General features: G+C 58.1%; 15 protein-coding genes and 1 tRNA gene. 4 read left to right on the forward strand and 12 right to left on the reverse strand.

Annotation, left to right across the window (positions count from 1 at the left end):
• The 3 genes from HGT1_RS10995 to HGT1_RS11005 all read right to left on the reverse strand — a co-directional run bounded on the left by HGT1_RS10995 (position 1) and on the right by HGT1_RS11005 (position 5,058).
• Positions 1–2,862 (reverse strand): monovalent cation/H+ antiporter subunit A, encoded by a 2,862-nt coding sequence (locus HGT1_RS10995; protein WP_176249988.1) that lies wholly within the window; start codon positions 2,860–2,862, stop codon positions 1–3.
• Between the two features lie 256 nt (positions 2,863–3,118).
• On the reverse strand, positions 3,119–3,943 hold the full coding sequence (locus tag HGT1_RS11000; RefSeq protein ID WP_255200172.1) for an RlmE family RNA methyltransferase: 825 nt from the start codon (positions 3,941–3,943) through the stop codon (positions 3,119–3,121).
• A complete protein-coding gene (locus tag HGT1_RS11005; RefSeq protein WP_176249989.1) occupies positions 3,943–5,058 on the reverse strand; it encodes a Ppx/GppA phosphatase family protein in 1,116 nt (371 codons plus the stop codon). The genes HGT1_RS11000 and HGT1_RS11005 overlap by 1 nt, the downstream gene beginning before the upstream one ends.
• Before the next feature lie 263 nt (positions 5,059–5,321).
• On the opposite strand from HGT1_RS11005, the gene HGT1_RS11010 reads away from it, so the two are divergent.
• The 4 genes from HGT1_RS11010 (at position 5,322) to HGT1_RS11025 (ending at position 8,753) form a co-directional block, all read left to right on the forward strand.
• Positions 5,322–5,618 (forward strand): virulence factor, encoded by a 297-nt coding sequence (locus tag HGT1_RS11010; protein WP_176249990.1) that lies wholly within the window; start codon positions 5,322–5,324, stop codon positions 5,616–5,618.
• Positions 5,619–5,673: 55 nt separating this feature from the next.
• Positions 5,674–6,603, forward strand: coding sequence for a methylenetetrahydrofolate reductase (locus tag HGT1_RS11015; protein ID WP_176249991.1), 930 nt, complete (start codon positions 5,674–5,676; stop codon positions 6,601–6,603).
• Positions 6,604–6,628: 25 nt separating this feature from the next.
• Positions 6,629–7,708, forward strand: a complete 1,080-nt coding sequence (locus tag HGT1_RS11020) for a dihydropteroate synthase (RefSeq protein WP_176249992.1) — start codon at positions 6,629–6,631, stop codon at positions 7,706–7,708.
• A gap of 268 nt (positions 7,709–7,976) precedes the next feature.
• Entirely contained in the window at positions 7,977–8,753 is a 777-nt protein-coding gene (locus HGT1_RS11025) for a hypothetical protein (protein WP_176249993.1), read from the forward strand.
• A 230-nt stretch (positions 8,754–8,983) separates the two neighbouring features.
• Here HGT1_RS11025 and HGT1_RS11030 read toward each other — a convergent pair.
• The 9 genes from HGT1_RS11030 to HGT1_RS11070 all read right to left on the reverse strand — a co-directional run bounded on the left by HGT1_RS11030 (position 8,984) and on the right by HGT1_RS11070 (position 14,866).
• Positions 8,984–9,060: transfer RNA gene (locus HGT1_RS11030), tRNA-Arg, on the reverse strand.
• Between the two features lie 73 nt (positions 9,061–9,133).
• A complete protein-coding gene (locus tag HGT1_RS11035) occupies positions 9,134–10,354 on the reverse strand; it encodes a cysteine desulfurase (protein ID WP_176249994.1) in 1,221 nt (406 codons plus the stop codon).
• Positions 10,347–10,946: a Yip1 family protein gene (locus HGT1_RS11040; protein ID WP_176249995.1), complete on the reverse strand. Its 600-nt coding sequence runs from the start codon at positions 10,944–10,946 to the stop codon at positions 10,347–10,349. The genes HGT1_RS11035 and HGT1_RS11040 overlap by 8 nt, the downstream gene beginning before the upstream one ends.
• Positions 10,943–11,428 (reverse strand): YIP1 family protein, encoded by a 486-nt coding sequence (locus tag HGT1_RS11045; protein WP_176249996.1) that lies wholly within the window; start codon positions 11,426–11,428, stop codon positions 10,943–10,945. Before HGT1_RS11045 ends, HGT1_RS11040 begins: the two co-directional genes overlap by 4 nt.
• Positions 11,428–12,711: a SufD family Fe-S cluster assembly protein gene (locus HGT1_RS11050; RefSeq protein WP_176249997.1), complete on the reverse strand. Its 1,284-nt coding sequence runs from the start codon at positions 12,709–12,711 to the stop codon at positions 11,428–11,430. The genes HGT1_RS11045 and HGT1_RS11050 overlap by 1 nt, the downstream gene beginning before the upstream one ends.
• Positions 12,711–13,466, reverse strand: coding sequence for a Fe-S cluster assembly ATPase SufC (gene sufC, locus HGT1_RS11055; RefSeq protein ID WP_176249998.1), 756 nt, complete (start codon positions 13,464–13,466; stop codon positions 12,711–12,713). Before sufC ends, HGT1_RS11050 begins: the two co-directional genes overlap by 1 nt.
• 91 nt (positions 13,467–13,557) lie before the next feature.
• A complete protein-coding gene (locus HGT1_RS11060) occupies positions 13,558–14,364 on the reverse strand; it encodes a polysaccharide pyruvyl transferase family protein (protein WP_176249999.1) in 807 nt (268 codons plus the stop codon).
• On the reverse strand, positions 14,364–14,678 hold the full coding sequence (locus HGT1_RS11065) for a heavy metal-binding domain-containing protein (protein ID WP_176250000.1): 315 nt from the start codon (positions 14,676–14,678) through the stop codon (positions 14,364–14,366). Before HGT1_RS11065 ends, HGT1_RS11060 begins: the two co-directional genes overlap by 1 nt.
• Complete coding sequence (locus HGT1_RS11070; protein ID WP_176250001.1) at positions 14,675–14,866, reverse strand: hypothetical protein; 192 nt, start codon at positions 14,864–14,866, stop codon at positions 14,675–14,677. The genes HGT1_RS11065 and HGT1_RS11070 overlap by 4 nt, the downstream gene beginning before the upstream one ends.
• Positions 14,867–14,868 lie beyond the last annotated feature (2 nt).

The following is a 14,868-nucleotide window of genomic DNA, read 5'->3' on the forward strand; positions in this document are numbered from 1 at the left end:
TCAGCTCTCCCCTCCCGTTAAGGTTTCGGTACGGGACGGGTCGATATCCATCGCATAGTCGCTTTCTTCGATCCCGGCACGACGTCCCAGCCGCGAGAAGCTTTCCAGCGACAGCATCACCGCACCGACCACGGCCAGGAAGACACCCAGATCAAAGCCCATCGCGGTTGCCAGTTCGAATTTCTCCATCGGGGGGATGCGGAAATAACCAAAGGCCGAGGACAGGAACGGCGCGCCGGCAAACCATGCGCCGATACCGGTCAGACCCGCACACAGCACCCCTGCCCCGATGATCCCGTGATAGGGATAGCGCTGGCGCCGGTCCGCCCAGCTGAACCCGCTGGCCATATATTGCATCAAGACCGCAATCGCCACGACCAGTCCGGCGATGAACCCGCCACCCGGTTCGTTGTGGCCGCGCAGGAAGATAAAGACACCGACCATCAACACCACGGGCATCAACACGCGGGTCAAGACAACCATCATCAACGGGTGTGCATCGCCTGCGCGGGCTTCTTCATAGCCACGGTTCAGCAACCGCGCGCGCACAGGCCCCGCCAGCAAGGCTTCGGTCAGGGCATAGATCACCAGCGCTGCAATCCCCAGCACGATGATTTCGCCAAAGGTATCAAAGCCACGGAAATCAACGAGGATCACGTTCACCACATTGGTACCGCCACCGCCCTTATAGGAATTGGCCAGATGGTATTCCGAGATCGAGGCGATCGGGAAATCGGACATCAGCATCGTATAGATCAGCCCCGTTGCCGCGATGCCCCCTGCCAGCGACAACACGATATCGCGGGTGCGGTGTGCCACTGTCGATTCAATCGGCGTGACGTTGGGCAAAAAGTTCAACGCCAGCAGCAACAGCACAATCGTCACCACCTCGACCGAGATTTGCGTAAGCGCCAGATCGGGGGCCGAGAAATAGTTGAACCCGACCGACACCATCAACCCGACGATCCCCATCAGGATCAGCGTCGCAAGGCGGTTGCGATGGACGGTCACCAGAAATCCGGTGGCAAGGATCAGCATCAGCCACCCCGCAAAGGCAACCGGCGTGATCGCCAGCATTTCGCGGGTGGGTGCCGCGTTGACGCCGGTAAACCACGCATGGGTCGCAACGGCGATCACGGATGTGGTGAATATGGCGGCGTAGCGGGTAAAGGAACTGTTGTGCAGCCGGTCCGCAAAGACATCCGCAAAGGCAACAGCGGCAGCGATGATCCGGTCAAAGATCGCCTTGGCCTCCGGGCGCGGCGTGGCGGCCCAGAGCTTTGCCAGCGGGGCAAATGCCGCCAGCAGGATCAGACCGCCGACCACAGCAATCACCGACATCCAAAGCGCAGGCACCAGACCATGCCAGATCTTGAAATGCGCATCAGGCAATTCGGCGGCATTGCCGATCACCGCTTGGGTCACGGTCTTCACAAAGGGTTCTGCCAGAAACGGTGCAACACCGATGGCGATCACCGGAATGATCAACAAGGCTGGCGGCAGCAGCAAACCGACCTGCGGATCATGGGGCGCGTGTGGGTAATCATCGCGCACGGGGCCCAAAAACGTATGGGCAATAAAGCGAAAGCTATAGGCCGCCGAGAACAGCGCGCCCAGTGTCGCCACGGCGGCCACCAGATAAGGAGAGCCGAAAAGCGTGGTGTGATACGCCTCTTCCAGCATCATTTCCTTGGACAGGAACCCGTTCAGCAGCGGGATGCCCGCCATCGACAGCGCGGCAATCGTGGCCACGGCAAAAGTCAGCGGCATCAAGCGGCGCAAGCCGCCCAGCCGTTTCATATCGCGTGTGTGCAGGGCGTGATCAACGATGCCCGCCGACATGAACAAGGCGGCCTTAAAGCTGGCGTGGTTCAGGATGTGAAACACCGCCGCCATCGCGCCAAAGGCGGTCCCCGTCCCCAAAAGGAAGGTGATCAACCCCAGATGCGACACGGTCGAGAACGCCAGCAGCGCCTTGAGATCGTCTTTGAACAGAGCAATCACCGCGCCTAGGACCATCGTGATCAAACCGGCAGAGCAAACCAAAATCACCCAGATGTCAGTGCCAGACAGAACAGGCCACAGCCGCGCCATCAGGAACAACCCCGCCTTCACCATGGTGGCCGAATGCAGATAGGCCGAAACCGGTGTCGGGGCCGCCATCGCGTGGGGCAGCCAGAAATGGAACGGGAATTGCGCGGATTTGGTGAAACAGCCGATCAGGATCAGGATCAGCGCCGGCACATAAAGCGGCGAGGCCTGGATCAGATCGCGGTTTTCAAGGATCGTGGTCAGGTCGTAGCTGCCCGCGATCTGCCCCAGAAGCATCATGCCACCGATCAAGGCCAGCCCGCCCATGCCGGTCACCGTCAGCGCCATACGCGCCCCTTGGCGCCCGTCGGCAGTATGTTTCCAAAATCCGATCAGCAGGAAGGACGACAGCGACGTCAGTTCCCAGAAAATCAGCAACATCAAGATGTTGTCAGACAGAACGATCCCGACCATCGCGCCCTGAAACAGCAGCAGATAGGTGTAAAACTCGCCCATATTGTCGTCACGCGACAGATAGAACCGCGCATAGGTGATGATCAGCAGCCCGATCCCCAGGATCAACCCCGCGAACATCAGGCCCAACGGATCAAGGAACAGGTTCACGTTCAGCCCAAGCGACGGCAACCAGTTCAACTGGGCGGTCACGACCTCCCCTGCCAGAACGGCGGGCGCGTGGGTCGCAAGCCCGATCGCCGCAGAGGCGGTCACCAGAAATGTGATGATAAAGCAGCTTTGACGGCCGGCCTGAATCATCAGACCGGGCAGCAATGCGCCAAGAAACGGGAGGGCAATAATCAAAAATAAAGACATGGCCGCAACTATCGGCGAGCAGTGCGAAAACAACCAGCCCTTAATTTCCGAATTTCCGCCGAAACGACCGCTTTTTCAATGATTTTCCCGCAGGAAATACGCGGCGATCACCCTGCGCCGAACAGCCGATTGTCTGAGATAGTACTACGGCTTGCGGAATAAAGGGGTGATCGCGCCTATGGGTTGAAAATTCGCGAAACCGGACAATTTGTCCGCACCACGGATCAGCACGAAATCCGGTCGGGCGTCAGGTGATTCACCCCTGCCCCGGTTCCTCGTCATCGCTCAAAGGCCCCTTGAAACCGGTCGCCACGACAAATTTCTCGGAACTGTCCTGACGGCTTGCGGGCGGTTTGATGTTCAAGACCTTGGTAAAGCGGCGTTTCAGCAGCTTTTGCAAATCGCCCTCGGCACCACCGGCCAAAACCTTGGCAACAAAGGTGCCGCCTTCTTCCAGCACATCAAAAGCGAAATAGGCCGCGGCCTCGCATAGGGCGATGATCCGGTTGTGGTCGGTCTGTTTGTGGCCCGAACTGGACGCCGCCATGTCGGACATGACCACATCGGCCTTGCCACCCAGCCAGCCTTTGACGATCTGGTCGGCATCGTCCTCCATGAAATCAAGCACGTGCAATTCACAGCCCGCAATCGGCTCCATCTCTTGCAGGTCGATGCCCAGAATGGTGCCGACGTTCTTGCCCTTCTTTTCGCCCAAGACGTTGCAACGTTTCACCGCGACCTGACACCACCCGCCGGGGGCAGCCCCCAGATCGACGATGCGCGCACCGGGAACCAGAAAGCGGAATTTGTCATCCAGTTCCATGATCTTATAGGCCGCGCGGCCACGATAGCCTTCGGCATTGGCGCGTTTCACATAGGGGTCGTTCAACTGACGCTGCAACCAGCGGGTCGAGCTCAGCTTGCGGCCACGGGCCGACTTCACCTTGACCTTCAGGTCACGCTGACCGCGCCCCGAGGTGTTCTTGCCGGTTGGGGTTTTGCCACCTGATGTCTTGCCTGTCGGTGTCTTGCCTGTCGGTGTCTTTCCGGTTGGCGTCTTGCCGCTTGGTGTCTTGTCCATCAGTTTGGTCCTTCTTCCAAAACGCCATCCGCGCTCATCTGGGCATACAGCAGCCCCTCGCGCAGACCACGGTCTGCAACACTTAATCTATTGGTCGGCCAGCACCGCATCAAGGCCTGCAAGATCGCAGCCCCCGACATGATCAACGCCTGACGGTCTTGTCCGATACGCGGGTCGGCACGTCGCCCCCCCGGCCCCATCGCCAGATAGGAATGAATGACCTTGTCGATCTGCGCACTGCTCATCCGCAGGCCGTCGACCTTGGTCCGGTCATAGCGCTTTAGCCCCAAATGGCTGGCAGCAACAGTGGTGACCGTGCCCGATGTGCCAACGATCTGGAAATGATCCTGCGACTGGGTGGATTGATAGGGGGTAAAGCTTTGCAGGTTTTCCTCGAAGAACCAGCTCATCAAGGCGAAACGCGCCGCGTCGTCTTCAACATCGGAAAACTGGTCGCGCAAGGTGGCGACGCCCAAGGGCACGCTGATCCAGTCAACCACGCGGGCCTCGGGGATGCCGGTCTTGGCCTGATTGAACCCGCCATGCAGCCGCATAATCGACCGCGCGCGGTCTGCCTTAGGCACCTTTGAGATGTCGATCCAGACCAGTTCCGTCGATCCGCCGCCGATATCGACGACGAGCAGGTTGTGGGTTTTGCGGTTCACCAGCGGCGCACAGGAAATCACCGCCAGTTGGGCTTCTTCCTCGGGTTTGATGATGTCCAGCTTCAGGCCGGTTTCACGCTGGATCCGCGCCATGAACTCCGCACCATTGCTGGCACGGCGACAGGCTTCGGTTGCGACCAGACGCATCCGGCGCACTTTGTTGCGGCGCAGTTTCTGCTGACAGATGCGCAATGCCTGAATGGTACGCGTCATCGATCCGCGCGACAATCGCCCGGTCTTCTCAAGCCCCGCCCCAAGCTGGACGGACTTCGAGAAACTGTCGACGACATGAAAACCGCTCCCCTTAGGTTGAGCGATCAACATGCGACAACTATTTGTGCCCAGATCAAGGGCCGCATAGAGTTCGGTCGATCTGGGCGGAACTGGCGCGGGGCTCAGAGCCGGCGGTATATCGAGCGCGCCCGCACCTTTGGGACGCTGTGGCGCCATGGTTTGCGCCTTTCATTACGAGTTGCCCTTAAGGTAGTGTTTCCCACGCCCATGAGCAAGCGGGAAACACCAAGTTTGTAGCGCCTGCATGTGATGCACCTCACAACCATCTTGAGAATTATGAGGGCTTCGTCCCCTCGCCCCTTGGGACATGCCGGTGTACTGTGGCTACGTCGCAGACGCCGTTTTGAGTGTCGAAAAACGGCGACGGGGACAGATCAACAAACGCTAGAAAAACTCTAGTGCAATCAAGGGAATCGATCATGCCAGAAGTTACCATCGTTTATTGGCGTGATATTCCAGCGCAGGTGATTGTCGGCAAAGGCCGTCGCGGATCGAAACGGGCGCTGCCCGAACGGTTCGAACAAGCGATTGACCGCGCCGCCATGAAGATCGGTGCCGAAGATTCCGATGCCTATCTGGCGGAATGGCGCAAGGCGGACCCTTACACTGTCGAGGGTGAACCGGATGCCGTTGCCGATGCCGAAGCCGCCCGCATTGATGCCGAATACGACCGCGACCGCATCAAGGCGCTGATTGCAAAAGACGGCTGGGCCTGACCCCCATGCCCCGACCCGAGTTCCAAAGTTGATCCCCTTCATGAAAGACACGCTCATGGCTCTTCTCAATTTTCGACGCAAAGAAGCCCCTGCCCCCGACATGCCCAACCGGGAGGTCGAGGCGTTCTTGCAGGATTACTCCATCGAAGTGATGCCGCGCACCGCCGAGAAGGTTGAAAACTTTCGCGATCTGCTGCCCGCGGGCACCCGTGTCTATATCGCCCATATCGAGGGCACGCCCATTGAGGATATGGTCGCCACCGCCGCGCGTCTGAATGCGGACGGGTTTAAGGTGATGCCGCACATGCCCGCGCGGATCATCAAGGATAAGGCCACGCTGGAAAACTGGATCGCCATGTATCAGGGCGAGGCCGACGTAAAACAGGCGTTGCTGCTCGCCGGTGGCGTTACGACGCCGCATGGTGATTTCAGCGACAGCATGCAGCTGATGGACACCGGATTGTTCGACAAGCACGGGTTTGAACGGCTGCACATCGCGGGCCACCCCGAAGGCAACCGCGACATCGACACCGACGGAGGCCGCCTGCGCGTCGATGATGCGCTGCGCTGGAAACAGGGGTTTTCCGAACGCACAGATGCAAAAATGGCCATCGCCACCCAATTCGCCTTTGACGCACAGCCGATCATCGAATGGGCCGACAGCCTGAAACACGCAGGGATCGACCTGCCGATCCACATCGGCATCGCAGGCCCGGCCAAGCTGCAAACCCTGATCAAATTCGCCATCGCCTGCGGTGTCGGCCCGTCGCTCAAGGTGCTGCAAAAGCGCGCGATGGATGTGACGAAACTGCTGTTGCCCTACGAGCCGACAGATGTGATCACCCAACTGGCCGCCCAAAAAGCCGCCAACCCCGACTTTAACGTGACCCATGTGCATTTCTTCCCGCTGGGCGGGATCAAAGCCAATGCAAACTGGGCCATTGAAAATGGCGGTACCGCAGCGCAACCTGCCAACGCCGTATAATTTCCGTCTTACAGAAAGAACAACCATGACCAGAACCGTCGTCGAATCCAAAACCAAATCAGCGATCATCGGCTTTGACGAGCCTTTCTGCGTCATCGGGGAACGCATCAACCCCACGGGTCGCAAAATTCTGGCCGAAGAACTGGAGCGCGATGATTTCAGCCGTGTCGAGGCAGACGCCATTGCCCAAGCGGCTGCGGGTGCCAACATCCTCGATGTGAACTCCGGCGCAGTGTTCTCAAACAAGATGGCCGAAGACCCCCGCTATGCGGATAACAACTTTGTCGAACCCACGTTGATGCGCCAGTTGATCGAAGTCGTGCAGCGCGTGGTCGACATCCCGCTGTGCATCGACAGCTCGGTCCCCGGCGCGCTGGAAAACGGCCTTGCCGCTGCCGAAGGGCGCCCGCTGCTGAACTCGGTCACCGGCGAAGAAGAGCGCCTTGAGCTGGTGTTGCCGCTGGTCAAGAAATACAACGTGCCGGTTGTGGCGATTTCTAACGATGACACCGGTATTTCCGAAGACCCCGATGTACGCTTCAACGTCGCCAAAAAGATCGTGGAACGCGCCGCTGATTTCGGCATTCCCGCCCATGATATCGTGGTTGACCCGCTGGTCATGCCCATCGGTGCCATGGCAACGGCTGGTCATCAGGTATTCACCCTTGTGCGCCGCCTGCGCGAGGAATTGGGCGTGAACACCACCTGCGGTGCCTCCAACATCAGCTTTGGCCTGCCCAACCGTCACGGCATCAACAACGCGTTCCTGCCCATGGCCATGGGGGCCGGCATGACATCGGCGATCATGAACCCGATCACCCTGCCCGTAAACCAGACCAAAATCGCCGAACACAAGGCGCTGATCATGGCCGCTGGCATCATCCTGCCCGAGGATATCGACGACGAGACATTCGTGACCCTGTTCGGCCTGGGGTCCACCAAAGCGACCCCGGGCAAGGAAATGGAAGCCATCCGCGCTGCCAACTTCCTCTATGACCGCGACCCGAACGGCACCGAATGGATCAAGTTCAACAAAGTCGCGCCCAAAGCCGGCCAAGAAGGCCGCGGCCGCGCAGGCCGTGTCGGCGGACGCCGTCGGGGGTAAGGTCTAACTTACCGCGATTTGAGTTGGGAAGCCCCTGAAGACGTTGGTCTTTCAGGGGCTTTTTCTTTGACGGTGTGTGGGTTTTTTGAGGGCGGCTATGCAGGCCTTAGTGGCCCTCCACGACCGGCTGGATGCTTTCAAACGTGTCGTCTCAACAGATAATACCATTGCGAATGAACTCAGGCCGTTGTCGGCGCAGCCTTTCGAACCGTGTTGAGATTCATTCCCATTGTCAGTATCAAACTTGGGAGCAGCTAAGGACATCACTATGATGCTCAAGAAAATATTTAAGAATTTTTCTTTAGGGGGCGAAAGAACTGGGCAGCCCTTGGTTGTCTTGGGATCGAGCAGTTCAGAAGTGTTCGACTATATATTTGGAGATGCACCCAATTATTTCCCCTACTGGGCCAGCGGATGGAGCGCCCGTTCACTCGGAAAAGACAAGCATAAGCAGTACCTTACCAAGATACTTGAACCAATACCTCGCGAAGCAAATGTTATTCTTAACTTTGGCACTGTAGATGTGAATTTCATCTGCAGGCACATGGCTGCATCAAAGGGCATATACGATTTCAAGCGGATCATTGATGAAGCTGCAGAAGGAATCCTTGAAGCAGAAAGCCTAATTAAATCCCAAGGCTTTATGAGCGTCTATGCGTCCTTCATTTCACCTTGCATATCGCTGCCTCAGCCTTACTGGGATCGATTTAATCAAAGCAGGCAACTCCCAGATCGAATGCTCGGCAACATGTATTATGACCTTTTCAAGAAAACATCTCAGATGATGCCTGCAATAGACGCATTTGAAGAACTTTCTCAAACACATAATGGAAGCTATCTACTAGCGCGGGAGTTTATGAGAGACGATCAGGACCATCACGCAGACTACATCAAAACTCAAAAGATAGCCTGGAGCAAGCTTAGCAATATCAGGGGCATTATTCCGATGAGACGCAAAATTCTTACGTCCCAATACCCCCACGTTCCGGCTCCAATTAATGATCTGTTAAAAACCGGAACGGTTCGGCCTAGTACGTGCAGATGATGCCAGATTCGTGAGGGTGTGACGCCACTTCAGTATCCAAAACATCCCTGATGCTTCGCAAAACTTCCTATTTGATGTGAAGCTCCGGTGGATATGGACTCAAAGCGGACCTAGAGCTTCTTTCTACGTGCGCAGATCAAAACACGCCTACACATATGTCCACTTTGCAAATAATACGCGATCAAAAGCAAAGCCCCAACAGACGCAAATCTTACAAAATATCAGGAAAATGGTGAACCCAGCTGGATTCGAACCAGCGACCTCTGCCTTCGGAGGGCAGCGCTCTATCCAGCTGAGCTATGGGTCCGTCTGGGGGCGGTATAGCCAGCCACGCCGCCCCCTGCAATTACAAAATCAACCCTGATCAAATCAGCGACGCGTCACGCGAACAGATCATGGGCCAGTTCCAACGCCTCGATCAGCGTGTCGACTTCGGCGGTCGTGTTATACATGCCGAAAGACGCGCGGCAGGTGGCGGTTTGGCCCAGATGGTCCATCAGCGGGCCGCAGCAATGCTGCCCTGCCCGCACGGCCACGCCTTTTTTATCTAGGATGGTTGAGATGTCATGGGCATGCCCCGCCCCGTCCAGCGTAAAGCTGAAGATCGCGGCCTTGTTGGGCGTGGTGCCCTGCACCTGCACCCAGTTCAGACCGGCAAGCCGTTCCACCGTGTAATCGCGCAAGGTGGCCTCGTGGGCGGCGATGTTCTCCATCCCGATGCCCATCATGTAATCCAGCGCGACACCAAGGCCGATGGTCTGGACGATGCCGGGGGTGCCGGCCTCGAACTTCATCGGGGGGTCGTTATAGGTCACGCTGTCCTTGGTCACTTCGCGGATCATGTCACCGCCGCCCAGAAACGGACGCATCTGCGCCATGCGGGATTTCTTGATATAGATCGCACCGGACCCAGACGGGCCATAGAGTTTGTGACCGGTAATCGCGTAGAAATCGCAGCCGATGTCTTGGACATCCACGGGCATGTGCACAGTCGCTTGTGAGCCGTCCACCAGCACCGGCACGCCCTTGGCATGGGCCCCTGCGGTGATCGCTTTGACATCCACGACAGTGCCCAGCACGTTCGACACATGGGTGACCGCCACCAGCTTGGTCTTGGGGGTGATCGCGTCAATCACCGCCTGCGGGTCCAGCGCGCCGGAGGCATCGACATCGACCCATTTGATCACCACGCCCTGGCGTTCGCGCAGGAAATGCCAGGGCACGATATTTGCGTGGTGTTCCATCACCGACAGGATGATCTCGTCGCCCGCCTGAAGGTTCGGCATGGCCCAGCCGTAAGCCACCAGATTGATGCCTTCGGTGGTGCCCGAGGTGAACACGATCTCGTCTTCGTCACCGGCATTCAGGAATTTGGCGATGGTGCCGCGCACGGATTCATAACGGTCGGTCGCAAGATTAGAAAGGTAGTGCAAGCCACGGTGAACATTGGAATACTCATGGGAATAGGCATGGCTGATTGCGTCGATCACGACCTGCGGTTTTTGCGCTGAGGCACCGTTATCCAGATACACCAGCGGCTTGTCGTTCACAGTACGCGACAGGATCGGAAAGTCGCTGCGGATTTTGTTTACGTCATACATTTGGCACTACTCCTTGTGCGGCGATGCCGACGATCGACAACAGAAAGCTAAGGCCCAGAACAATCGCGGCCATGGCGATCAGCAAGGTGCCAATGGCGCGGCCCATGCTGGTAAAACGGTGGGCAGCGGCGATGAAATTCACCAGGATCCAAAGCCCGATGATCCCCGTTGCCAAAGACAGCAGCAGCGACAGGCCCGGTGCTACGAACATCACCACGAATATCACGATCTGCGCCAATATCCGCAGCACTTGCAGGAACACGACCAGCGACAGCATGTCGCCCAGATCACCGGTCCCGCCAATGGCGCGGCCCGTCCAGTACAGGCCGTGGGTCGTGACAACCAGCACCCCTGCAAGCAGGACGAACATGGCCAGCGGGCTGGTGAAAAACGCGGGCATCGCGGCAGAGGGCTGCAAGACAACAGAGATCGAAAAGATCAGCGTGTTGACGGCCGCAGCCAGCGCCAGCGCGGTCCACAGCGTTTCACGGTTAAGCTGCCAGCCAATGATTTGTTCAGCCGCCTTGCGCGGTTCACGCAAGGACAGAACCACAAGATTGGTCAGCAACTGACGCAGGTCGGTATTATTCATTTTGATTGCCTATATGCGACGCGCAGGCCACTGATCCAGAACCACGAAAAGATGCAAAACCAGATCAGCCCCACGATCTGAAGCTCTATCCCCGGCCCGACGAAGCCCGCCGTCAGCCCGTGCAACAGCAAAACGGGGCTGGAGGCCAGCAAGGCCCAGAACAGCGCCAGACGTGTGGCGTATCCCGTCGGGTTGCCGCGCAAAATTTTCAGTATCACAAAGGTGACACCGGCCAGCCCGTACAACATCAACGGCGCCACAAACAGCCATGCCATCAGGGATGCCCCCAGCAGCATGTTCAGTTCAGTGCCGTCGATAAAAGATTCCCGGGCAAGGCGCGGTGTCTGGGCCACGAAAAAGATCAGGCACGCCACCATGAGATAGATCAGGTTGCGGTCCTCGCGGGTACCCTGCCCCAGCAGCCGTGCGATGACGGCTGCCGGGTTGCGATAGCTTGCAACGATTTCGTGCGTCGCGGCCATTAGGCTGCGTGCCGCTCAAGCCATGACGCAAGCCGGGCTGTGACTTCTTCGCGCAGGGCTTCGTCTTCGACTTCCAACACCGCTTCGGCCAGGAATGCCAAGGTCAGCAGATCGGTTGCCGCGCCGTGGGGCACGCCGCGCGAGCGCAGATAAAACAACGCGTCCTCGTCGATCGCCCCTGAGGTCGAGCCGTGCGAACAGGCCACATCATCGGCGTAAATTTCAAGCTCGGGCTTGGCGAGGAACTGGCTGTCTTCGTCCAGCAGCAAAGATTGGCTGATCTGGTAGCCATCAGTCTTTTGTGCGCCGGCCTTGACCAGAATCTTGCCCTGAAAAACGCCCGTCGCCCCGTTGCGCAGCACCTTTTTGAAAACCTGACGGCTTTCGCAATTCACTGCGTCATGGGTGATGAAAACCGTGTCGTCGTGGTGGAAATCTCCGCCATCGCCGACGCAGGCCCCTGCGACTGTCGCATTCGCATCATCGCCGGTCAGCTCGATCACGCAGTCGTTGCGCGTCATCACGCCGTTGGCAGTCAGGGTAAACGACTTGAAGGTCGATTCCGCGCCAAGACGGGTAAAGATGTGGGTCGCAGCGCGTTGTTCATGGTCACGACCTTGGGCGCGCACGTGGTGGAACGCCGCCTTATCCGCCACTTCGACCTCAAGCACACCGTTAAAGCGCGCGGCAACAGGGCCGTTTTCCAGCAAAGTCATTTCGGCACCGGCATCCAGCTTGATGCAGTTATGCAGCATCGCGTCGGCTGTGGTCGATGTCCGGCGATAAATAATGTTGACCGGCTTGGACGGTTTGCCCGTCACGTGGATCAGCACACCATCGGCGGCAAAGGCCGTGTTCAGCGCGGCCAAGGGGCGCGGCACCGGATTTTGACCGTTGTTTTCCAACACGCCATAAACGTCACGCGCCCAATGCAGATCGGATGTCGCATCGGCAAGCCGTTCGATCGTGATCCCGTCCAGGGAAAGATCATCGGAAGCTTCCGCGTCAAAAACGCCATCGACAAAGACGATCTTTAGCCGGTCAACCGTGTCGAACAAAACGGTGTCATCGCCATCGCGCAAGGCAGCCGGAAGTGCTTGCGCCTGAACCAGCGTATCAGGCCGTGTGTATTTCCAGTATTCGTCGCGGCGTCCGGGCAGGCCCATCGTTTGGACCCGCGCCAAGGCGTCGCGGCGTGCGGCATCCGACCACCCGCCTTGCGGCATGTCGAGCGTCGCAATCATCGCGTCGGTCGGGGTTTGTTTTACTGCTGCTTCGGCCATTACGCCACCTCGGCAAGGATATCCGCATATCCGTTGTTTTCAACTTCGAGCGCCAGTTCGGGACCACCGGTTTTGATGATCCGGCCATCCGCCATGATATGCACAACGTCCGGTTTGATGTGGTCCAGCAGACGCTGGTAGTGGGTGATGACCAGAAAACCGCGGCCTTCGGTGCGCAAGGCATTCACACCTTCGGCAACCAGTTTCATCGCATCAACGTCCAGACCGGAATCGGTTTCATCCAGAATGCACATCTTAGGTTCAAGCATGGCCATCTGAAGGATTTCATTGCGCTTCTTCTCGCCACCCGAAAAGCCGACATTGACCGGACGCTTGAGCATTTCCGCGTCGATCTTCAACTCTTTCGCGCGGGCGCGCACGACCTTGAGGAACTCGGCAGCGGTCATTTCTTCTTCGCCGCGCGATTTGCGCTGTGCGTTCACCGCCGTCCGCAGGAATGTCATGTTGCCCACACCGGGAATTTCCACGGGGTATTGGAACGCCAGAAACAGACCGGCAGCGGCGCGGTCTTCGGGTTCCATGTCCAGCAGATCAACCCCTTCGAGGGTGGCAGAGCCGCCGGTCACTTCGTAGCCGTCTTTGCCCGACAGCACATAGGACAGCGTCGATTTACCCGACCCGTTCGGGCCCATGATCGCATGCACCTTGCCGGCTTCGATCTCCAGATCGACACCTTTCAGGATTTGCTTGTCTTCGTCTTCCAGTTTGACCTTCAGGCCTTTGATGCTCAGCATGGGAGGTTCCTTTACTTATAGGTTGGCGCTGCAATGACAGCGAATTTGGTGAATGAAAAGCCCGCGCTTGCGGTCGTTTCGTTGATCGGTTTCATGCATCAACTCCGGCCCGCAAGGCTTTGGGAAAGCTGGCATAAAGAGCGTCTCGGCAGGCATCAATTCCTGCCTGATAGGGTGGTTTTGCGTCCGGTTTTGGCAAATCCAGCATGGGGATATCTTCGATCATCACAGGGGCGGCCATGACCCGCCCGACCGATGCCGCATAATCCAGATATTTCAGGCGCGACTGCCCGGTTGGTGCCAGCCAGGTGTTCGGCACGCCGTAAGCATCCGCCACAATCAACCCGTGCAGGGACGAGGCAAAGACATGGTCGCAGGCCGCAATTGCCGCACAAACGTCTTGCGCAGGGCCGCGCGGGTCAATCAGCTGGTATTTCGGGTCGCTGTCCAACAGGGCCGCCAGCACAAGATCCTCCATCAGCGAATGATGGGGCACGATCCCGATCTTGCCGTTCGGCACCCGATCCTGTGGCCAGACATCGCTGATCAAAAGCCCCGGATCGCCAAAGCGCGACACCTCAAGATCCAGCAGGGCCGCCGTAATCGGGCCGCGCACCAGCGCGATATTCACGTGTTTGGTAAACTTGGTGCCGTGAACCGGATGCAAAAGCCCCGTCCCCCAGATCGTCGGGCGCATGTCTTTCTTGGCGGTATAGCTGCGTTTGACCACCTGCAACAGCGATCCGACACCCCAGACCTCGGCCTTGTTCACACCGGCATGAACCACCTTGCGGCCCGACACATGGGCCAGCACCACAGGGCTGATCGCGTCCCCGAAATTCGGGACCGCCTTCCACCAATGCAGGGACAAAGGGTTGGTATCGACAGCAACAGTCATCAGGCCAGCCGCACCGCCGTACCCGATACAGACACCATCATCATGCTGTCGCCGATGATTTCATAGTCGATATCAATGCCCACAACCGCATCCGCCCCTTTGGCACGCGCCTCTTGCTCAAGCTCTGCCATCGCGGCCTCGCGGGCGTGGCGCAGCTTGTTTTCATACTGGCCGGAACGTCCGCCGACGATATCAGTGACTCGCGCAAACATGTCGCGCACGATATTGGCCCCCATGATCGTCTCGCCGACGACAATGCCCTGATAGGCCGCAATGCTGCGCCCTTCGATGGTTGGCGTTGTGGTCAGGATCATTCGTCTTTCCCCTTGCGCAACACGACCAGCGCGACACGGATCGCGGCATAGATCATCGTAAAGATCAGCACCGACGGCAGCGTCGATTTAAACGCTTCCAACGACAGGCCATCCGCCCTGAAAAAGGTGATCAACACCCAGAACACCAGTGCAGCGACCGCCACGTCCCATGTCAGTTTGCGCATCATCC

Source organism: Sulfitobacter sp. HGT1 (assembly GCF_013282155.1).
GTDB lineage: Bacteria > Pseudomonadota > Alphaproteobacteria > Rhodobacterales > Rhodobacteraceae > Sulfitobacter.